This is a genomic window from Saccharothrix xinjiangensis (genome assembly GCF_039527585.1).
Classification (GTDB): domain Bacteria; phylum Actinomycetota; class Actinomycetes; order Mycobacteriales; family Pseudonocardiaceae; genus Actinosynnema; species Actinosynnema xinjiangensis.
The window spans coordinates 15,851-34,480 of the sequence record NZ_BAAAKE010000016.1 but is presented as its reverse complement, the minus strand read 5'-3'; the positions used below and the strand labels follow the sequence as shown (position 1 = coordinate 34,480).

The following is an 18,630-nucleotide window of genomic DNA, read 5'->3' as shown; positions in this document are numbered from 1 at the left end:
CTGCGGTGCTCAAGGGGTGCGGACCGCCGGCGCCAGGCGCTCGACGCGGTCGGCGAGGTCCCGGTAGGCGGTGTCGAAGGCGTCCTCGGTGCCGACGGCGGCGGGGTCGGGCACCGACCAGTGCAGCCGGTCGGCCGGGTCGAGCTCCTCGTGGGCGTTGTCGCACACCGCCACCACCAGGTCGTCCGACCGCACGACCTGGTCGACGTGCCGGGGGTGGGCCCGCGCCAGGGACAGGCCGTTGGCCTCGGCGGTGGCCACCGCGAGCGGGTGGACCCGCGCCGCGGGGCGCGTTCCCGCCGACGCGGCGGGCACCGCGCTGCGCTCGGACCACAGCGCCGCGGCCAGTTGCGACCGGGCCGAGTTGTGGCTGCACACGAACACCACCCGGCCGGCCCGCCGCACCCCCGAGGGCACCAGGCCCGACAGCGCCGCCGTCCGCAGCCGCAGGTAGGTCCGCCGGGCGTCGCCCTCCGACCGCGACCGCTCCACCAGGCCCGCCTGCCGCAGCAGCTTGACGTGGTGGGCCAGCAGGTTGCTCGGCACGCCCAGCTCGCCGCCGAGCTCGCCCGGGGCGGCGTCACCCAGCAGCAGCCGGTCCACGATCGCCAGCCGCGCGGGCTCGCCGAGCGCGGCGTGCAGGCGTGCCCGCGCCACCAGCTCCGGAGACCAGTCAGTTTTCATTGAGTCAATTATTGCTGACCGAACAGGACGGGTCAACCGGCTCCGACGTGGAGTCGACCGGATCGCTCGACGGGTGGATGTGGCCCACAGCGCCCGCGGTGGTGCGGTTGCGGCGCTCGGCCGGCCTGCGGCATGCCGCAGCGCTCAGGTGGACATGCCCGTGGCAGCACGATAGGACAGAGCTGCGAACGCTCCCGGTACCAGATCGTACCGAACCCCACAGAAACGGGAAACCACGTGCGTACCCTCCTGCGCAGCGCGGCGTGTGCCGTCCTGACCTCAGCCCTCGTCCTGTCAGCGGCGTCCGGCGCCCAGGCCGCCAGCCCGAACCAGCTGTGCAGCACCAACAGCTCCGCGATCCTCTACACCAGCGCCACCTCGGGGATCTGGGTCCCCCAGGGTTCGCTGGTCCGAATCCTCGACTACCGGGGGCCGCTGCACTACCTCGCCCGCTACGACGGGACCGTGGGTCAGCTGGAGCGCAGCAGGGTCATCCAGTCGAGCTGCTACTACCAGTGATCCGCGAACCCCTCGGCTTGAGTCGTTGACCGACTGCCGCGTCGACATCGGCGGCTGATCGGAACACGACGGTTCGAGCCGATCAGCGCACGACGAACGTGGTCGGGACCCGGTGTCCGGCCCGGCCGGGTAATCCGCCGCCGGACGCCGGGACCCGGGGTCCGGTTCGGCGGCTGCACGCGCTAGCGCGGGACCGGCAGGTCGGCGTTGGGTGGCAGCGGCGCGACGACGAAGCGGTCGCCGCCCGCGTCCTTGGCGATCCGCTGCGCCGCGTCGGCCGCGAGGAGGAGCCGGTCGACGCTGTCGCCGTGGTCCGTGGACAGCGCGGCGCCGAGCGAGGCGGTCAGCCCGCCCACCGGGACCGGCCCGGCCGGTGTGGTGAGCGTCAGCTCCAGCCCGCGCAGGGCGCTCAGGAGCCGGGCGCAGATGTCCTGGACGTCGTCGGGACCGGCGCCCGGCAGCAGCACCACGAACTCGTCGCCGCCGAACCGGGCGACGGAGTCGCCGTCGCGCAGCTCCGCCCGCAGGGCTTTCGCCACCACGACCAGCAGCTCGTCCCCCGCCGGGTGGCCCAGCCGGTCGTTGACGTCCTTGAAGCGGTCGAGGTCGATCATCAGCAGGGCGGCGGACCCGCCCTGCTCGCGGAGCCGGTCGAGGTGCGCCGCGGCCACGTGCGCGAAGTACGTCGCCTCCATCAGGCCGGTCTTGGGGTCGGACCGGAGGCGGCGCTGGAACTGCGGCACGAGGAAGGTGCGGTGCAGCACCGGCACGCTGAACATCTGGATGACCACCAGCCACGGCGCGTGGACCACCACCACGGCCATGCCGATGCCCAGCGCCAGCGCGGCGGCGACGATGCGCTGCTCGGCCGGGTCCCCGAAGGCCTGGCGCAGCGGCGCGCCCGGGTTGCTGAGCGCGATGACCAGGACCACGAGGGCGAGGTTGACGAACCACCAGGTCACCGCCGCCGCCAGCAGCACGACGGCGCCGAGCGGCCCGTCGGGGATGGTCGGCGTCCCGGCCGGCCCGCCGAGGGCGAGCACCGCGGCGGCCGCACCGGACGCGAGGACGAAGGTGGCGGCCGAGAAGACCTTCCGGCACGCCACCGAACGCCCGTCCACGCGGGCCCAGGCGTACAGGAAGGTCACCGCCGTGAGCGCCACCACCAGCGGCAACGGCAGCAGCAGGACGCCGGTGAAGACCCACAGGCTCTTGAGGTTCACGTAGGGCGAGCCCTGGGTCGCCACCTCGCGCAGGCGCTCGATGCCCCGGGCCGCCTCCAGGTGCACCACGGAGCCCGCCAGCAGCACGCCGAAGCGCACCAGGTCGGTCGTGGAAATCGTGCTGAACGCGCAGGTCAGCGCGATCGCCGCGGCCGCCGCGACGTCGACGAGCAGCACGTAGGCGAGCACCGGCCGGGGTAGCTCCCAGAGCCGCCAGCGGGACGGCTGAACCAGGCGCAGGCGTTGACCGGTCGCCCCGCGCTGCGGAGACTCCGCGCTCACACTCATGTTCGCAACCCCATACGGTTCCAACCGGCCGCACCTGCACGTTTCCAGCACGGTAACTACGGGACCACCCCAAGTCACGAGCCCGTAAGGGTGCGGTTTTGTCCTGGCCCAGCACGACCGGTAACGAGGAGCACCCCATGCGCATCACCGCTGGTAACGAGTGGACGTTCCGCCGCGGCAACGAGTGGACCCGGCGGGGCAACGAGTGGACGTTCCACCCCGGCAACGAGTGGACCCCGCGCGGCAACGAGTGGACCCCCGCGGCGGGGTCCTGACCGGGGGCGGCTAGCTGGAGTTCGCGCGCCGCCAGGCCGAGGTCGCCAGCAGCGCGCCGAGCACGCCGAGCCCGCCGGCGGCCGCGATGACGAACGCCGCGGACGTCGCGGTCGCCGCGAGGCCGGCCAGCACGATGCCGCCGCCCTGGGCGGTGCGCAGCGCGGTGGCGGCCAGGCCCAGGCACTGCCCGCGGTGTTCGTCCGGCACCAGCCGCACGAACAGCGTGCGCGCGACGACGTGGTACCCCGAGGCGGCGCCGGACAACGCCCACAGCACCACAGTGAGGACGAGCCCCGGGCGCGCGGCGCACAGGAGCAGCACCGCGCAGGCCGCGACCGCCAGCGGGCCCATCAGCCGCACGCGCAGCCGCGGGTCGAGCCTGGCCACCAGCACGGTGCCGACCACCGTGCCCGCCGGGTTGGCCGCGAGCAGCAGGCCGACGGCCGCCGTCCCCTCCCCGATCTCGTCGGCGTACGGGACCGCCAGGCCCTCGACCACGACGTAGCAGCCCGCGACGCAGGCGAGCCCGAGCAGCGCGCGGAGCCGCCGGTCGCCCAGCACCAGGCGCAGCCCCGTGCGCAGGGAGTTCCACCAGGACCAGGCCGCCGCGCCCGTCGACGTCGCGGTCGCCAGGTGCGCGGCGGGCCGGGCGCGCACGCCCAGGCGCACGAGGACCGCGGACACCAGGAACGTCCCGGCGTCCAGCAGCAGGCCCTCGCCGACGCCGAGCCCCGCCACGACCAGGCCGCCGGTGGCGAAGCCCAGCACCTGGCTCGACTGCACCACGACGTCCTGGACGGCGACGCCCAGCACGTAGCGGTCCCCCGTCAGCGCGGCCGCCAGGGTCGCGCCGCGCGCCGCGCCGTGGGGCGCGCCGAGCGCCTGCACGAGCACCAGGAGCACGGCGGCGACCCACAGCGGCAGGTCGGGCACCGCCATGACGCCGACGAGCGCCGCGCGGGCGAGGTCGGTCGCCACCATGACGGCGCGGCGCGGGTACCGGTCCGCCAGCCCGGACAGCAGCGGCCCGCTGACCAGGTCCGGCAGGTAGGTCAGCCCGTAGGTCACGGCGGTCCAGCCCGCCGAGGCCGTGCGCTGGTACACCAGGACGGACAGGGCGACCCGGGCGAGCTGGTCGCCCACCACGCTCAGCAGCTGCGCCGCGAACAGCGCCTGGAACTCCCGGTTGGCGAGCACCGCGCGCAGCCGCACCGGACCACCGCCCGCCTCCGCCATCCACTCCCCCTCCGCACCGCTCGTGCACGCGGACCCCAGGATGCCCGGTGCGGCGCCCGGCCGCGTGACCGCGCGCCCACCCGACCGGGGCGTCGTCGGCCCCGGCCGGCTCCTGCCGGAGCGCTGGGCGCCGTCCGCTCGGGCGGCGGGACGCGCAGCGCCCTGGTCGCGCCGGTGGGCCCGTGTCGCGCACGGCGGGTTCGTCAGGGGTGAAGACCACCGCTTCGCGCGCGGTGGTGGGGAGGGCCGGGTCGCGCCGGGGCGGCGACCGGCGATCAGCTCGGCGCGCCCAGCACCAGGTCCACGCCGAAGTCCAGTCGTTCGGCGAACGCGCGGGGCGCCAGGTGCCGTGCGATCCGGTGCAGCGCGGGGTGCAGGTCGGGCACCAGGGCGTCGACCAGCCGCGCGCCGTCGCCCCGGGAGGCCGCCTGCTCCTCCTGCACCAGGCCGAGGGTGAGGTAGGTCAGCGTCCACGTCGTCCACGCCGCGCGGCGGTCGTCGACGCCGCCGGCGAGCAGGGCGCCCACCAGCGCCTCGGAGAAGCGCAGGGTGGCGGGTCCCGCCGCGTAGGCGCCGGTGACCACGGCAGCGCCGTCCCGGTGGGCCAGCAGGGCGTGCCGCAACCGCCTCGGCAGTTCGGCCGCCCGGTCGCGCCACGGCTCGGGCAGGCCGTCCAGGTCGACACCGGCAAGGACCGCGTCGGCCATCAGCTCGCGCAGCCGCGCCTTGGTCTTGACGTGCCACAGCACGGTGTTCATCCGCACGTCCAGCCGCGCCGCGACGGCCCGCGTCGACACCGCGTCCACACCGGACTCGTCCAGCACCTCCAGCGCGGCGCGCACGACGGTGGCGCGGTCCAACCGCGCGGGGCTCGGCCGGCCCGCTCGGGTCTCGGTCACCGATCCAGCCTACGGGGCGGCGCCCCGGCGGCCGGGTGGTCGTGGCGGCCGATCGCGGAGAGGGCGGCGCGGACGGCGTCGGGCAGGTCGGCGTCCGGTCGGTCGGCCCACGCCACGTGGCCGTCGGGCCGGACCAGGGCGGCGCGCACGCCCGCCCAGTCGGCGCGGTCGCCCGCGCTCACGTCGTGCAGCACGGTCAGGCCGGGGCCGGTGGCGCCCGGTGCGGCGTCGGGCACGCCGGCCAGGTCGCCGCCCAGGTCCAGCAGCACGTGGCGGTCCGGGCGCAGGGCGGCGAACAGGCCGCCCAGGTCGGGGTCGCGTCACCGGCGAGCAGCAGCCGGCCCCGCCGGTACCGGTCGGCCAGGCGGGAGGCGTTGCCGAAGCGGGACAGCCACGACGGGTCGCGCATCCCGAAGTCGCCGCCGGTGATCGCGGTGGTGTTGGCGCGCAGCTCCTCCGGGGACAACTCCCCCGGCCGGTCCGCGCGGACGTCGCCGGGCGTGATGCCCACCAGCCGGTGCCGGCCCCGCGGCAGCGGCACGACCATGAGCAGGCCGTCGCCGGTCACCCGGGTCGCGGCGGCCCCGGTGGGCGGCTCGTCCAGCACGACGTCGCCGAGCCGGCCCAGGACCCGCGACCCCGTGCCGGCGAAGGCGATGCCAGCCGCCTCGCGCACCGTGCTGCGGGTGCCGTCGCAGCCCACCGCGTAGGCCGCTTCGACCACCAGCTCCCCGTCCGGCCCCTCGGCGCGGACCACCACCGCGTCGTCGCGCTGCCCGACCTCGACGACGCGGTGGCCGCGCCGGACCTCGACGCCCAGGCCGCGCGCGTGCTCCTCCAGCAGCTGCTCCGTGCGCGCCTGCGGCAACGCCGGCGTGAACGGGAACGGCGTGTCCAGCACCGAGAAGTCCAGCCGCCGGTCCAGCACGGCGAAGTGACCGGCGGGAAGACGGCCGCCCTCCGCCAGGAACCGCCCGTGCATACCCCGCGAGGCCAGCAGCTCCAGCGTGCGCGGGTGGATCGTCAGGGCCTTGGAACGCGGGTCGGGCTCGTCGCGCGCCTCCAGCACCACCACCGACGCGCCGCCCGCGCGCACCTCCGCGGCCAGCCACAGCCCGACCGGTCCCGCTCCCACCACCACGACGTCGACGTCCACGACCCGCTCCTTGGTCAGTGACTAATCATGCGACCCAGCTAGGGCGTGTCTGACAAAGCGTGGATCCATGCGATTGCGGCGTGGATGAGGACGGCAGCTCGGTAGACGATCGCGTGTTTGTCGTATCGGGTGGCGAGGCCGCGCCATTGCTTGGTGTGGCAGAACCGGCGTTCGATCACGTTGCGGTTCTTGTAATCGTGGGCGTCGAGTCCGACGGGCCTGCCGCCGCGTGAGCCGCGGCGTTTGCGGTGCCCCTGCTGGTCTCTGGGTTCGGGGATGACGGCCTTGATGCCGCGCTCGCTCAGGTGCTGTCGGATCGCGCGGGACGAGTACGCCTTGTCTCCGCGAACCGCATCCGGTCTCGTGCGCGGTCGCCCGACGTTGCGGCCTACCCGCAGCTGCCTCAGAAGCGGCAGCAGCATCGGGGAGTCCCCGGCCTGACCGGGCGTGATCAGCGTGACCAGTGGCAGTCCGTTGCCGTCGACGAGGTGATGGATCTTCGTCGACAACCCACCCCGCGAGCGGCCGATCCCGTGATCAGGCGGCTCGACCGCTGGATTCGTGTAGTTCGACCCGTCCCCCTGTGGGGCGGATCGTGTTCGTCGCATGCTGATGCGCGCGAGCGATCGTCGAGTCCACCGACAGCGACCAATCGATCAGCCCCTCCGCGTCCGCCTGCGCGGTGAGCGTCGCCAGCACCTTGTCCCAGGTGCCCTCGACAGCCATCCGGTGATGCCACGTCCACACCGTCTGCCACGGCCCGAACACCTCAGGAAGATCACGCCACGCGATCCCGCACCGATACCGGTAGATGATCCCATCGACCATCGACCGCGCATCCGAGAACTTCCGGCCTGGGCGTCCCGTCGGTTTCGGGAGCATCCCCTCGATCAACGACCACTGGGCATCCGAGAGCAACTGAAACCGCGACACGGGACCAGAGTTCCAGCCAGAACGCTCAACCTGTGCCAGACACGCCCTAGCCGCACCCGGCCAATGGCTTCGGGTCAGGTTCGCTTGCGTCTCGCGATCTCGTCAGAGAGCCGCCGCACGTGGGCGGGGTCCGCGTCCCGGGCAAGGGCGACGTAGTGGTCCATGACGGCCGGCCGGTAGCGCACGGGCAACGTCTGTCCTGGGGCGAGTCGGGTGAGTTCGGTGATCGTGAGGTCTTCGTCTGCGATACCGCGGAACGAGATGCCGTCGGCGGTCTCCACGTCGAACATCAGGACCACGCGTGGATTGCTGTTGACCTCCCGCCAGTCGACGAGAACCCCGAGCGCAAGCGCCCCCGTACGCAGTTCCGCCTTGCGCTTCTGTGCGCCACCGCTCAGGAGCGGGTTCGGAGTGACGCCTGGGAAGTCGGGCCCGACGCCGAGCGATTCCCGACTCAGGTCGGGCCTGAGCTGCGCCGTCAGATCGTTGAACTTCTCCGAACCGAAGAGCTTCTGCATCTTCTTCCAGCCGAACATCCTGGCCCCTCCCTCACGCCGGTGCCGGAATCTCGGCCTGGCGCTTCGCCCTCACTGCGATCGTACGTCGCGGCCATTCCCGACCTCCGTCGCATCGCCCTGTCCCGATGGGGTCGCCGTCTGCGATCGCGGACGGGCTCGGTCGGTGCACCTGTCAGTCCACCTGAACCCTGCCTATTTGTCAGACACGCCCTAACTAGGTCACTGACCAAGAGGCAATCCCCGACCAGGAGATCCGGCCCACAGGCGGGCGGCTCGCGGACCGGTTCGGGGGCGGACCGCGAACGGCCCGCCCCCGAACCCCACCACCGGGTCACTCCCGGCAGTTCTTGCCGCGGTTCACGCACCACACCAGGCGGTTCATGGTGCGCTGGTTCATCACGTTCGCGAAATCGTCGTGGTCGCTGAACGGGTTGTTGCCCTCCTGGGGGAACGAGTCCACTTTGTACTGACCGTTGACCTGGGCGTCCCGGGGGATGTCGTAGGTCAACGCGATCCGCAGCTGCGGCACGGCCCGGAAGCCGCGCGGGCAGCGGCCGGTCGCCGCGTCCGGGTAGACGATGTGGTCGCGGTGGTTGGCGCTGTCCGTGTTCCTGCCGTCCCAGCAGCTGGGGAAGTCGTGGAGGCGCTTGACCTTCGAGCCCTCCGGGCAGATCACGTACTGCTGCAACTGCACCCTGTCCTCGAACCCGGTGCAGGTCCACGAGGCGCGGGCGTTCTTCGGGCCGTTCGTGGACACCTTGGCGTCGCCGTAGAGGACGCGCAGGAACTTCGGCATCGCGCGGACCTTGCCGACCGGGCTGCCGCGGAAGGTCAGCTCGACCCTGGCGGGGCGCTGGATCTCGCCCTCGTTGCCGGGCAGCTCGTTCTGGTGGTCGGCGTGCTCGCCCGCCTGGGCGTCGGCCGGGTCCTCCTGCTCGCTGTTCTCCGAACCGTCGCCGATGGGCGACGGCTGGTCCGGCTGCTTGATGGCGCACGGCGCGAGCGCGCCGAAGTCCACCGGCTGCGCGCCGGGCCGGGCGACCGCCTGCGTGAGGCGGTCCAGCGCCTGCTTGCGCCGCTCGGTCAGCGGCCCCAGCACCTCCTCGTCCACCGCAGTGGAGCCGGGCAGCCGCTTCTCGGCCTCCTCGGTGACCTGCTCGACCTGGGCGAGCGCTTCCTCGACCCGTGGCTGCGCTTCCTCGGGCACCTCCTCGTCGATCTTGCTGGCCACGTCGGGGCACTGCACGCGCGGCTCTTCCTTGATCTGCCCGTCGGCGGCCTTCTGCCGCTCCTGCCGGGCCTGGGCCTGGGGGTCGACCGGGTTCTCCACCTGCTCCTCGCCGGTGTCGACGCGGAGCACCGGCCAGAAGTAGGCGGACTTGTCGCCGTTGCGGCACGTGGTGCCCGACGCGACCAGGCTCTGGTTGGTCGACTCGGCGTTGGCGGACAGGTTTCCGACGTAGTCGTGCAGGTGTTGCGCGCCGTGCGCGACGCCGGGCTGCGCGATGAAGTTGTCGCTGTTGAAGTGCCCGTTCTCGTTGCGGCCGCAGTTCACCGTGAACGTGCCGCGTGAAGCGCCGCGCTGCCTGTTCACCGCCTTCACGTTCGGCTGCACCGTCGTGATGTCGACGTACCGGGACCTGTCCGCCCCGTCGGCCGAAGCCGCGTCGTCACCCCCGGTGGCCGTCACGACGGCCACGGCTCCGGCGGCCACCACCACCGCCGCGCCGAGCGTGGCGATCTTCGTCCTGCGGGAGATGCGGTGCCTCCCACGGATCATCGTCATTCGATGTCACCTCAGTCGTCCGGGGCACTCGGGAACGACGACGGAAGCCGTTCCACCGTGGCATACGGGCGGTGACCGTGCCGTAGCCCAACCGAGTTTGCGTCGTTATCATTTCGTTATCATCTCCTGGGCCGGAACAGGGGTCGGGGCACGGCGGCGTCTCCGCCCGAAAACCACCCCCCGTGCGGTTGTGGCAGCACGGCGAGCGCGTGGTGCCGCCACTGTCCTCTGTGGTGTCGAGGAACCCGACGACGATGTCGGGCAGCACGGCGACCGGTGACGAGTGGGCGACGTTGAACGTTCAACGTGCTGGACCGGTCACCGCGGTGGATGATGTCCGGTACGGGAGGTGGACCGGTGCCCCGAGGCGGTGCGGACCAGGGCAGGCGGCGCGTCGGCATCGTGGACGTGGCCGCCGCCGCGGGCGTGTCGCGGCAGACCGTGTCCAACGTCGTCAACGGCCGCGACGAGTACTACTCCGCCGCGACCCACGAGAAGGTCACCAGCGCCATGCGGGCGCTGGGCTACCGGCCCAACCGCGCCGCGCAGACCCTGCGCTCGCGGCGCACGATGCAGCTCGGCTACCACATCTTCGGCGAGCAGCTGGACCGCGCGCAGGGCTTCACCCTGCACTTCCTGCTCTCCCTGGTGAAGGCCGGCTCCGACGTCGACCACCAGGTGCTGGTGTTCACCCACCGCCGCGACGACCCCCTCGGCGTGTTCAAGGACCTCGTCGCCCGGCACGCCGTGGACGCGGTGGTCCTGTCGGAGTCCGGCGTGGAGGACGAGCGGGCCCGCTTCCTCGCCGACAACCGCATCCCCTTCGCCTGCTTCGGCCGGCTCGCGCCCGACCTGCCGCAGCACTGGGTGGACGTGGACAACGTCGCGGGCATGGGCGCGGTGGTGGACGCGCTCGTCGCCGACGGCCACCGGCGGTTCGCCTACCTCGGGGCGGGGGGGCGACCAGTACTGGAAGGCCGAACGCCTCGACGGCTTCAGCCGACGCCTGGCCGACCACGGCGTCCGCGTGCCCAAGACCTCGATCTTCCGCGGCCCCGACCAGGGCGTCCGCCGCCGCGCGCACCAGCTGCTCACCGGCAGGAACCCGCCCAGCGCCATCGTGACCGGCAGCGACGCCGTCGCCGCGGTCGTCGTCGGCGTCGCGCACTCGCTGGGCCTCCGGGTCGGCGTCGACGTCGCGATCACCGGCTTCGACGGCGGGGCCGTCGGCCTGGTGACCGAACCGACCCTGACCAGCGCCCGCATCCCCGTCGAGCGCGTCTCCCGCGAACTGGTCGCCCGCTGCCTGCGCCAGGTCGAGCACGGCCACGACGACGAGCCGGGCCTCCTGCTGCCCACCGAACTGGTGCGCGGCGGCAGCGCCTGACCCGGCGTGGAACCCGTTCACGCACCGCCCGTGCTCGCGATCCACCGCTCCGGGTCGACGGATCCGGGCGCGGGTCCCACCCGGTGCTCCGATGAGGGGAACGGGGCTGGGCCGATGGTGTGAAACCGGGGTCGGAGCGGATCGGCCTGAGTACCGTGGCGAATCCCGGCGCCCTCGGAGGCGCCACCCCTCCAGCGAACACCTCGGCGACGTGGACGACGCACGGGAAACCGCAGTTTTGCGAGGTATGGGACCACATGGGTGATTTTCCGGCAGTTCGCCCGCGGAAGCCCGCACCGCCTCCAGACTGGTCCGGTGAACACGGGCCGCGACGCCGCGCGCACGGGGCGGAGCCGGTGCGCCGGCCGGCCCGCACCACCGACCGACACCACTGCGAGGATGGATGACTCCGGTGCTGGAACTCGAATTGAGGCTCGTGGCGGCGGACGGGCGGCGGAGCGGGGCGGTGCGGTCGCGCCGGGAGTTGCAGGACGCGCTGCTCGACGCCGGCGCCGCCAAGGTCGACGAGGTGGACGTCGACCACCCCCCGCCCGGCCGTCGAGCGGGTGAACTGGAGATCGTCGGGTTGCTGGTGTCCTCCACCGGCACGCTGGCCGCGGTGGTCCAGGTCTTGCAGGGCTGGAAGCGGAAGAAGGCGCACACCGCGGAGCCCGACACGGCGCTCACGCTGACCATCGGCGGTGTCACCGTGAACATCAGCGACGTGCCGACCCCGGAGGAGCTGAACGAGATCCGGGCCCTCCTGGAGCGCTTCGACGGCGAGGGCGAACCCGATGGCAGCTGAACCGCTGAAGGTCCTCGAAGTCCACGTCAGCGAGAAGGACGGCGTCAGCCGCTACAGCTACAAGCTGGTCCGCTCCGACAAGACCGAGCACGGCCCGCTGACGCAGGAGCACACCGTCGAGGTCAACCAGCAGCTCGTCCGGGACCTGTGCCAGGAGATCGACGAAGCGCTCAAGGGCGCGTTGTCGGGCGAGCCCGGGCACCACGACAAGCTGGTGGCCAACGGGCAGACCCTCTACAGCCACCTCTTCCGCCCGGTGCAGGGCACCGACGAGCTGGCCCTCATGGTCGAGGTGCGCGAGTCGCCGGGGCCCATGCTGGTGCGCAGCAACGAGATGCTCGTGCCGTGGGAGCTGCTCCACGACGGGCGGGAGTTCCTCGGGCTCGCCTACGACCTGGGCCAGGGGTCGGTCGTCTCGGGGCCTTTCCGCATGGGGCGCGACATCGGCCGGCTCGAACAGGTGCTGATCGTCGGGGACCCGCTCGGGGACCTGCCCGCCGCCCGCCGCGAGGCCGAGCGCATCGCGGAGTGGCTGCGAGCGCGCGGGACGCGGTGCGAACTGCTCCTGGGCGAGCAGGCCACGCTGGCCAACGTGGTGACCAAGCTCAGCTCGACCCAGTACGACCTCCTGCACTACTGCGGGCACGTCACCATCAGGAGCAGGCCCGCCGACAGCGGCCTGCTGCTCCACCGGCGGAGCCTGCTGAACGAGAGCGCGCTGATGACGGCTTCGCGGATCGGCGCGCCACCGGTGGTCTTCGTCAACGGGTGCCGCGCGGTCGGGCCCATCGCGAACCTGTGCGTCTCCTTCATGACCATGGGCGCGAAGGTGGTGATCGGCACCCGCGCCGAGGTGGCCGAGGAGAGCGCCCAGCGGTTCGCCGAGGAGTTCTACCGCCGCCTGCTGGACGACCAGACGGCCGGCGCGGCGATCCGGGAGGCGCGCCGTTCGGTCCTGGACGAGCGGGACGGCGCCTGGGCGTCGTTCCTGCTGTACGGCAACCCGGGCGTGCACATCACCGGTGGCCGGGGCGTGCCGGTCCGCCCGCAGGCCCTCGGACCGGGGCCGTACTCCCCCGCCGCCGCCGCGATGATGGACCGCGTCCACGCCGTCGCGCGCGGGCGAGGCGTCGTGATCTCCCTCGACCTGCTCTTCGGCCTGGTCACCTGCCCGGAGTTGCGGCCGTTCATCGAGCGGTCGATCGGCGTCGACGGCCTCGCCGCCCTCACCCAGATGCTGCACGGCTTCGGCGGCGTGATGCCGGACGCCGAGGGCCACCACCGCTCGGCGAACGGCCGGGAACCGGAGGTCCAGCTCTCCGACACCGTGCACGCCACCCTCATCAAGGCCACGGGCATCGCGTCGGCGGAGGGCCGTTCCGTGGTCACGCCCCGGGACATCGCCGCCGCTTTCACGGAGATCGGCGGCGGCAGCTCCGGGCAGATACTGGAGCTGTTCGGCGTGTCCCTGCGGCAGTTGATGTCGGCGAACGCCGCACCGGGCCGGGTGCGCGGCGCCGGTGCGCGCAGCTCGCCGGACGTCGCCGCGACGCTGTTCGACCAGGACGGCTCGTTGCGCGCCGACGTGCTGGACGACCCCGCGGCCACGGCCGTCCGCGCCGCGCTGCTGCTGGCCGCGGCGAAGCGCGCCCCCATCGGGACGCACACCTTCTTGCAGGGCTTCGCCCTGGCGGGCAGCGAGGTGCTGCGCGAGGCGTTGGAGCAGCAGGGCGACGTCGGCAGGCAGGCCGTCCAGCGGCTCTTCTCCCCGACCCCGCGGCGCGCGGACTTCTCGCAGCGCTCGCTCACCGCGCTGGACCGGGCGCGGGAACCGGGAGCCGGGGCCCCGGCGGGCGAGGCCGCGCTCCTGCTCGCCCTGCTGCACGACGAGGGATCCGCTGCCCGGCAGCTGTTGGACAAGCTCGGGATCGACTCGGAACGGCTCGTCCAGGACCTCGAACGGTCGGGGTGAGGTCGCGCGCGGGGGCGCGTCGTCCGGCTCGGGCTCGCGCGACCGCCTCCCCGCCGCGTCTCGGATCCCCGTCGAGTCCCGGATATCAGCCAAGTCCTGGACATCGGCTGTATCGGCGGGGTTGGCGTCCGGACCGCGTCCCCGAGCGGCCCGTGGAAGGGGGGTGTGTTCGCATCGACGAGAGAGGACCCGCGCGGAGCGAGGGCGCCGCCACGGCCTCCGCGGGCGCGCGGTGGTGGTGGCGGCTGGTCCGGCGGTGGCGTTTCCGCCGGGCGCTGGCCGCGTTGCGCGCCGGGCGACCGGACGACGTCTTCCCCGGGCTGGCGCACCCCGGCGCCGTCGGAGACGAGCACGCCGAGGCGCTGCTCGCCGTCGCCGCGGTGACGGCGCGGCCCTCGTGGGACAACGTGGCGGGGTGCGTCGCGGTCCTCGAACGCGTCGGCCGCGCACTCGACCCGCGCACGATCGAGGCCGCCACCGCCGTCCTGGAGCTCCTGCTCTGGCAGGGGCCGGGCACCGGGCCGGAGCGGGTCGCGGACGTCGCGCGGCTGACCGCCCGGCTGGCGCGCGTCACCGGACCGCTGCCGTGGGGGCGCTACAACCTGGCCGTGCACGCGCTCCAGGCGGGGGATCCCGTCGCGGCGGCCGGTCACCTCGCTTCCGGCGCCGTGGCCCCGGCCTCCGGCTGGCCGATCCCCGTGCTCGCCGCCGCCTGCGCCGTCATCCGGGGAGAGCCCGCCGCGCTCCCGCCCCGCTTGGCCGAGCCCGTCACCGACCCGGACCTCGTCCACGACCACCGGTTCTTCGCGGGCGTCCACGCGCTGTTCGAGTGCTTGCGGGAGGACCGCCCGACGGGCCCGGCCCGGCTGGACGAGGTGTTCGACGGCCCGTCCGGGCCGCTGACGCGGACGGTGCCGCAGCTGTCCGCCCTGAAGGCCCTGCTGACCGACGCGGTCCGCGACGTGCCGCCCCGGGTGGGGCGGGCGGACCTCCGCGGGTGCGAGTGGGGGCGGTGGCTGGCTGACCGGCTCCACTACGCGGGGCACGAGGCCACCCGCGTCCTCTCGGCCTGCGCGACGGCGGGTGAAGGCGAGCCCGTGGGTGGCGGCGAGCCGGCGTCCGCCTGGCAGCGCCTCGGCTCGCGGCAGGACCTGCTCCCGCTGCTGCCCGAGGAGGACGCGCGGGCGCTCCGGCGGCAGGTGGTCGGGTTCCGCGAGCACCGCGGCGGGCACGACGCCCCCGGCGCGGTCTGGGCCCGGCTCGTCGACCTGCGCGTCGCCCTGGGCGGCGAGCCGACGACGGCCGAGGCGGCTCCCCACCCGGAGCCCGGTGCGAAGCCCGACCCGAAGACCAACCGGGAATCCGGTCCAGAGCCCGACCCGGAACCCTCCCCGGACTCCGGCCCGTGCCCGTGGTGGCCCGCCGACGGCGCGCTCCAGGCGGTGGCCCGTCAGGAGGCCGAGGTCGAGCGCTGCTACCTGGAGGGCAGGCTGCTGCTCCGGCGCGGCTCCCCCGCCGGGGCCGTGCGCCGGTTCGCCAGGGCGCGTGGACGCCTCGCCGGCGACGGCGCGGCGACGCGCTTGGTCCTCCTCCGCTTCGGCGCGCTCCTGGACTACTGGGAAGGCGTGGCCCTGGCGCACCTCGGCCGCCACGAGGAAGCGGCCGACCTGCTCCGCGCCCGCGTGGACGGCGTCAAGGCGCGCGAGGCCAGGGCGCAGCTCGGCCTGCTGGCGGTGGCCGTCGGCGACCTCGCCGGGGCGGTCGACCTCCTGGCGTCGATCCCGGCGCCGCGCCCGGCCGCCGCGGACTACCTCGCCGCGGTCCTGGCGGTCCGCGAAGGCGACGCGGCGGCGACGGGCCTGCTGGAGCGCCTCGACGCGCGGGAATCTGCCGCCGGGGTCTACCTCGCGGCCGGGCGCCGGCTCCGGGGTCGGGCGCACGAGGCGGCGGGTGAGCTCGCCGAGGCGACCCGGCAGTACCGCCGAGCCCTCACCCGCGCCCCGGGCGACCCGGTCGCGGCGGCCCGGCTCGCCAGGGTGTGGCTGCGGCAGCGCCACGAGGGCGTCGAGGTGGACGCCGAGCCGCTGCTCGACGGGCGGTGGTCGGCGCTGACCGGCGTCGGGTGGGCCGCTCCGCTGCCGCTGGTGCGCGACTGCCTCGACGGTGTGGACCCCTCGTCGGCCCGGGAGCTGCTCGACCGGGTCCCGGCCGATCCGGGGCTCCGCCTGCTGGCCGTCCGGAGCGTCGTCGCGGCGGGTGGGGCGGAGGCGGCGGAGCGGGCGCTGCGGGCGTGGGTCGGGGAAGGGCCGGACCCGGACCCCCGGCTCGTGACCACGGCGCGCGTCGCGCGGGCCGCCGCGCTGGTGCGGGACTTCTGCCGCGCCGGCGGGCGGGGGCCGGCCCGGTTCGAGCTGGCCGGGCTGGAGCGGGAGCTGCGCTCCGGACCCGTGGACCCGGTGACGCGGTTCTGGGCGGAGGCGGCGCGGTTGGTGCTGCACCCCGGTTCCCTCGCCGCCGCGCCCCCGCTGCCCGCCTCGGACGACGGGGACCGCTCCGCGGCCACGCGGCTGTTCGCCGGCCTCATGTCGGTGTTCTCCGACGACCCCGAGCAGCGCCGGGCCGGCGCCCGCGCCTGCCGGGCCGTGCTGGGAGCCGAGGGGGCCGAGCCGGTGGCGGACGACGGCGTGCGGGCGGCGGTCCGGTGCCTGGCCGCCGCGGCGCTCGACGACGAGCAGGAGTTCCTCCGGGCGTACGGCGAGGTCGAGGCCGGTGCGACGGCCCTGCCCTGCGACCCCGCGGCCGTCTACCTCGCGGCGACCGAGGCGCGGTTGCGCGCGGGCGACCTGGACCGCGTCATCGACGGCTTCATCCCGGAGTCGCTCGCCGACCTCGCCGACCCGGGCGTGCGCCGCGCCATGGGCGTCGCCTACGCGAGGCGGTCGGTCCGGACCGCCGAGCGGGACCCGCGCGCGGCGCTGCGCGACCTCGACCAGGCCCGTGAGCTGCTGGGTGGGACACCATGATCGTCAACGACCGGGGCTTCGACGTCGAACCCGGCCTCGCCGACGTGCTCGGCGACGGCTCGGCACTCGTGGCCGAGGCGGCGGAGACCTCGTGCGAGCTGGTCGAGCCGGCGCACTTCCTGGCGCACCTCGCCCGCCGGGACGGGTCGATCCTGCGCGCCGAGGTCCTGGGGCGGCGGGGCGTCGACCCGGAGCTGTTCCGCGAGCAGCTGTACCTGGCGGCGCTGGACGAGGACCGGCGGCCGGGCATGCCGACCGGCGTCGGCGCGGAGGCGATGTCGGAGGCGTCGCTGCGCGTGCTCGACGACTTCGGGCAGCGGGCCGCCGCACCGGGGGGCGCGGGCGCGGGCGAGGCGTTGTTCCTGCTGGTCCTGATCGACCACGTGCCGGGGGCACGCGCGCTGCTGACCGCGGTCGTGGGCTCGGACGAGGACTTCGCGCAGCTCGTCGGCGACCTCGTCCGCCGGGGCGGTGGGTCCCGGCCGGTCCTGGAGCTGTTCGACCCGGAGTCGGGCGCGGTCCGGAGCGAGGCGTTCGACGTCACCGGCCGGAAGGTGCTGACCGTCCTGCGCGAGGAGGTCGCCGCGCTCGGCTACCGGAGGGCGACCGCCCTGCACCTGCTCTACGCGCTCGTCGGCATCGACAGCGGCGCGGTGCAGAGCGCCCTCCAGTTCCAGGGCGTCGACCCGCTGCGCGAGGTGCACAGCGCCCTGGCGCTCCAGCTCCGCCGACCAGCGGCCAAGCGCGCCGAACACCTTGAGCTGGAACGGGACACCCTGCACGCGTCGGTGCGGCTGGTCCTCGAACGGGCGGTGGCCGACGCCGCCCGCGACGGCGTCAAGGCGAGCGAGACCCACATCGCCAGGGCCGTCGTCGCCGCGGACCGCGGCGTCATCGCCGACTGGCTCACCGGCCGCGGGCTCGACACCAAGCGCTTGCGCGAGTACCTGCGGCACGCCGAGGCCGTCGAGGACGAGGACCCCCACGAGCGGCTCACGCCGGTCGGTGAGATCGGGGACCGGCTGCGCGACCGGATCCTCGGCCAGGACCACGCCATCGCCCGCGTGCTGCCGTGGGTCAAGCGGCTGCGGTTCGGGTTCCCCCGGGAGCGCGGGCCGGCGGCCGTGCTGCTCTTCCTCGGGCCGAGCGGCAGCGGCAAGACCGAGTTGGCCAAGGAGCTGGCCCGCACCCTCTACGGGTCCGACGAGCACCTGCTCATGCTGGAGATGGGCCAGTTCGCCACCAAGGAGAGCGGCAACCTGTTCATCGGCGCGCCGCCCGGCTACGTCGGCTACGGCGAGGGGAAGCTGACCAACGGGTTGAGGGACAAGCCGCAGAGCGTGGTCTTGTTCGACGAGATCGAGAAGGCGCACGAGGACGTCTGGCCGGCGCTGCTGCGCTTCCTCGACGAGGGCCTCATCGACGACCCCGCCGGACCGACCCGCGACGGCCGCGGCTGCGTCGTCGTGCTCACCTCCAACGTCGGCGCCGACACGCTCGCGCGGTTCACCCCGATCGGGCGCCCCACCGACGACGGGCCGGACGACGCGGCCGAGGCCGCGATCCGCGCCGAGGTCCTGAAGTACCTCAAGCGGCCGGAGGTCTACAACCGGGTGGACGACAAGGTCGTGTTCCGGGCGTTCGACGAACGCACCTACCGGCGGTTGGTCGAGCGCCAGGTGGCGTCGGAGGCGGCCAGGTTCGCGGAGCGCGGCGCCCGGGTCGACGTCATGCCCGACGTGTGCGAGTGGCTCACCGGCCGCGCCGTGGCGGCGCGCGAGGAGGGCGCGCGCTGCGTGCCACGGCTGACCAACCGCCACGTCGTGTCACCCGTCATCGACGTGCTCGTGCTCGACGACGGCCCGCCCGCCGGGACGGTGGTCGTCAGCCTGCGCGGGGACGGCACCGTCGCGGAGAGGGCCTAG

At 74.2% G+C, this 18,630-nt stretch carries 14 protein-coding genes and 3 pseudogenes; 8 read left to right on the top strand and 9 right to left on the bottom strand.

Annotated features, from left to right (window positions below; translation table 11 throughout):
* Nucleotides 1–9: 9 nt before the first annotated feature.
* Nucleotides 10–684: an arsenate reductase/protein-tyrosine-phosphatase family protein gene (locus ABD223_RS27245; protein ID WP_344039394.1), complete on the bottom strand. Its 675-nt coding sequence runs from the start codon at nt 682–684 to the stop codon at nt 10–12.
* Between the two features lie 237 nt (nt 685–921).
* Here ABD223_RS27245 and ABD223_RS27240 point away from each other — a divergent pair, with 237 nt between their 5' ends.
* Nucleotides 922–1,203 (top strand): hypothetical protein, encoded by a 282-nt coding sequence (locus ABD223_RS27240; RefSeq protein WP_344039393.1) that lies wholly within the window; start codon nt 922–924, stop codon nt 1,201–1,203.
* Nucleotides 1,204–1,385: 182 nt separating this feature from the next.
* On the opposite strand, the gene ABD223_RS27235 is transcribed toward ABD223_RS27240, so the two are convergent.
* Nucleotides 1,386–2,708 carry a GGDEF domain-containing protein gene (locus tag ABD223_RS27235; RefSeq protein WP_344039392.1) on the bottom strand — a complete coding sequence of 441 codons (1,323 nt, stop codon included), beginning with the start codon at nt 2,706–2,708 and terminating at the stop codon, nt 1,386–1,388.
* A 143-nt stretch (nt 2,709–2,851) separates the two neighbouring features.
* Here ABD223_RS27235 and ABD223_RS27230 point away from each other — a divergent pair, with 143 nt between their 5' ends.
* Nucleotides 2,852–2,989 carry a hypothetical protein gene (locus tag ABD223_RS27230; RefSeq protein WP_344039391.1) on the top strand — a complete coding sequence of 46 codons (138 nt, stop codon included), beginning with the start codon at nt 2,852–2,854 and terminating at the stop codon, nt 2,987–2,989.
* Between the two features lie 10 nt (nt 2,990–2,999).
* On the opposite strand, the gene ABD223_RS27225 is transcribed toward ABD223_RS27230, so the two are convergent.
* From ABD223_RS27225 to ABD223_RS27195, 7 genes and pseudogenes are all read right to left on the bottom strand, one after another.
* Entirely contained in the window at nt 3,000–4,226 is a 1,227-nt protein-coding gene (locus ABD223_RS27225) for an MFS transporter (protein ID WP_344039390.1), read from the bottom strand.
* Nucleotides 4,227–4,501: 275 nt separating this feature from the next.
* The gene (locus tag ABD223_RS27220; RefSeq protein ID WP_344039389.1) at nt 4,502–5,125 is read right to left on the bottom strand and encodes a TetR/AcrR family transcriptional regulator C-terminal domain-containing protein; all 624 of its coding nucleotides are present in this window, start codon (nt 5,123–5,125) and stop codon (nt 4,502–4,504) included.
* Nucleotides 5,122–5,394, bottom strand: a complete 273-nt coding sequence (locus tag ABD223_RS27215) for an aromatic-ring hydroxylase C-terminal domain-containing protein (protein ID WP_344039388.1) — start codon at nt 5,392–5,394, stop codon at nt 5,122–5,124. Before ABD223_RS27215 ends, ABD223_RS27220 begins: the two co-directional genes overlap by 4 nt.
* Complete coding sequence (locus ABD223_RS27210) at nt 5,322–6,281, bottom strand: FAD-dependent monooxygenase (RefSeq protein WP_344039386.1); 960 nt, start codon at nt 6,279–6,281, stop codon at nt 5,322–5,324. Before ABD223_RS27210 ends, ABD223_RS27215 begins: the two co-directional genes overlap by 73 nt.
* Nucleotides 6,282–6,319: 38 nt before the next feature.
* Nucleotides 6,320–7,214: pseudogene (locus tag ABD223_RS27205) on the bottom strand (IS5 family transposase).
* Nucleotides 7,215–7,288: 74 nt separating this feature from the next.
* Entirely contained in the window at nt 7,289–7,750 is a 462-nt protein-coding gene (locus ABD223_RS27200) for a hypothetical protein (protein ID WP_344039385.1), read from the bottom strand.
* Nucleotides 7,751–8,063: 313 nt separating this feature from the next.
* Nucleotides 8,064–9,518 (bottom strand): DUF1996 domain-containing protein, encoded by a 1,455-nt coding sequence (locus ABD223_RS27195; RefSeq protein WP_344039384.1) that lies wholly within the window; start codon nt 9,516–9,518, stop codon nt 8,064–8,066.
* A gap of 330 nt (nt 9,519–9,848) precedes the next feature.
* On the opposite strand from ABD223_RS27195, the pseudogene ABD223_RS43650 reads away from it, so the two are divergent.
* The 6 genes and pseudogenes from ABD223_RS43650 to ABD223_RS27165 form a co-directional block, all read left to right on the top strand.
* Nucleotides 9,849–9,995 (top strand): annotated as a pseudogene (locus ABD223_RS43650) (LacI family DNA-binding transcriptional regulator); the annotation flags it as partial.
* A 496-nt stretch (nt 9,996–10,491) separates the two neighbouring features.
* A pseudogene (locus tag ABD223_RS27185) lies at nt 10,492–10,905 on the top strand (substrate-binding domain-containing protein); the annotation flags it as partial.
* A gap of 403 nt (nt 10,906–11,308) precedes the next feature.
* Nucleotides 11,309–11,710, top strand: a complete 402-nt coding sequence (locus ABD223_RS27180; protein WP_344039382.1) for an effector-associated constant component EACC1 — start codon at nt 11,309–11,311, stop codon at nt 11,708–11,710.
* Nucleotides 11,700–13,682, top strand: coding sequence for a CHAT domain-containing protein (locus tag ABD223_RS27175; RefSeq protein WP_344039380.1), 1,983 nt, complete (start codon nt 11,700–11,702; stop codon nt 13,680–13,682). The genes ABD223_RS27180 and ABD223_RS27175 overlap by 11 nt, the downstream gene beginning before the upstream one ends.
* A gap of 284 nt (nt 13,683–13,966) precedes the next feature.
* The gene (locus ABD223_RS27170) at nt 13,967–16,705 is read left to right on the top strand and encodes a tetratricopeptide repeat protein (protein ID WP_344039379.1); all 2,739 of its coding nucleotides are present in this window, start codon (nt 13,967–13,969) and stop codon (nt 16,703–16,705) included.
* On the top strand, nt 16,702–18,630 hold the full coding sequence (locus ABD223_RS27165) for an AAA family ATPase (RefSeq protein ID WP_344039378.1): 1,929 nt from the start codon (nt 16,702–16,704) through the stop codon (nt 18,628–18,630). Before ABD223_RS27170 ends, ABD223_RS27165 begins: the two co-directional genes overlap by 4 nt.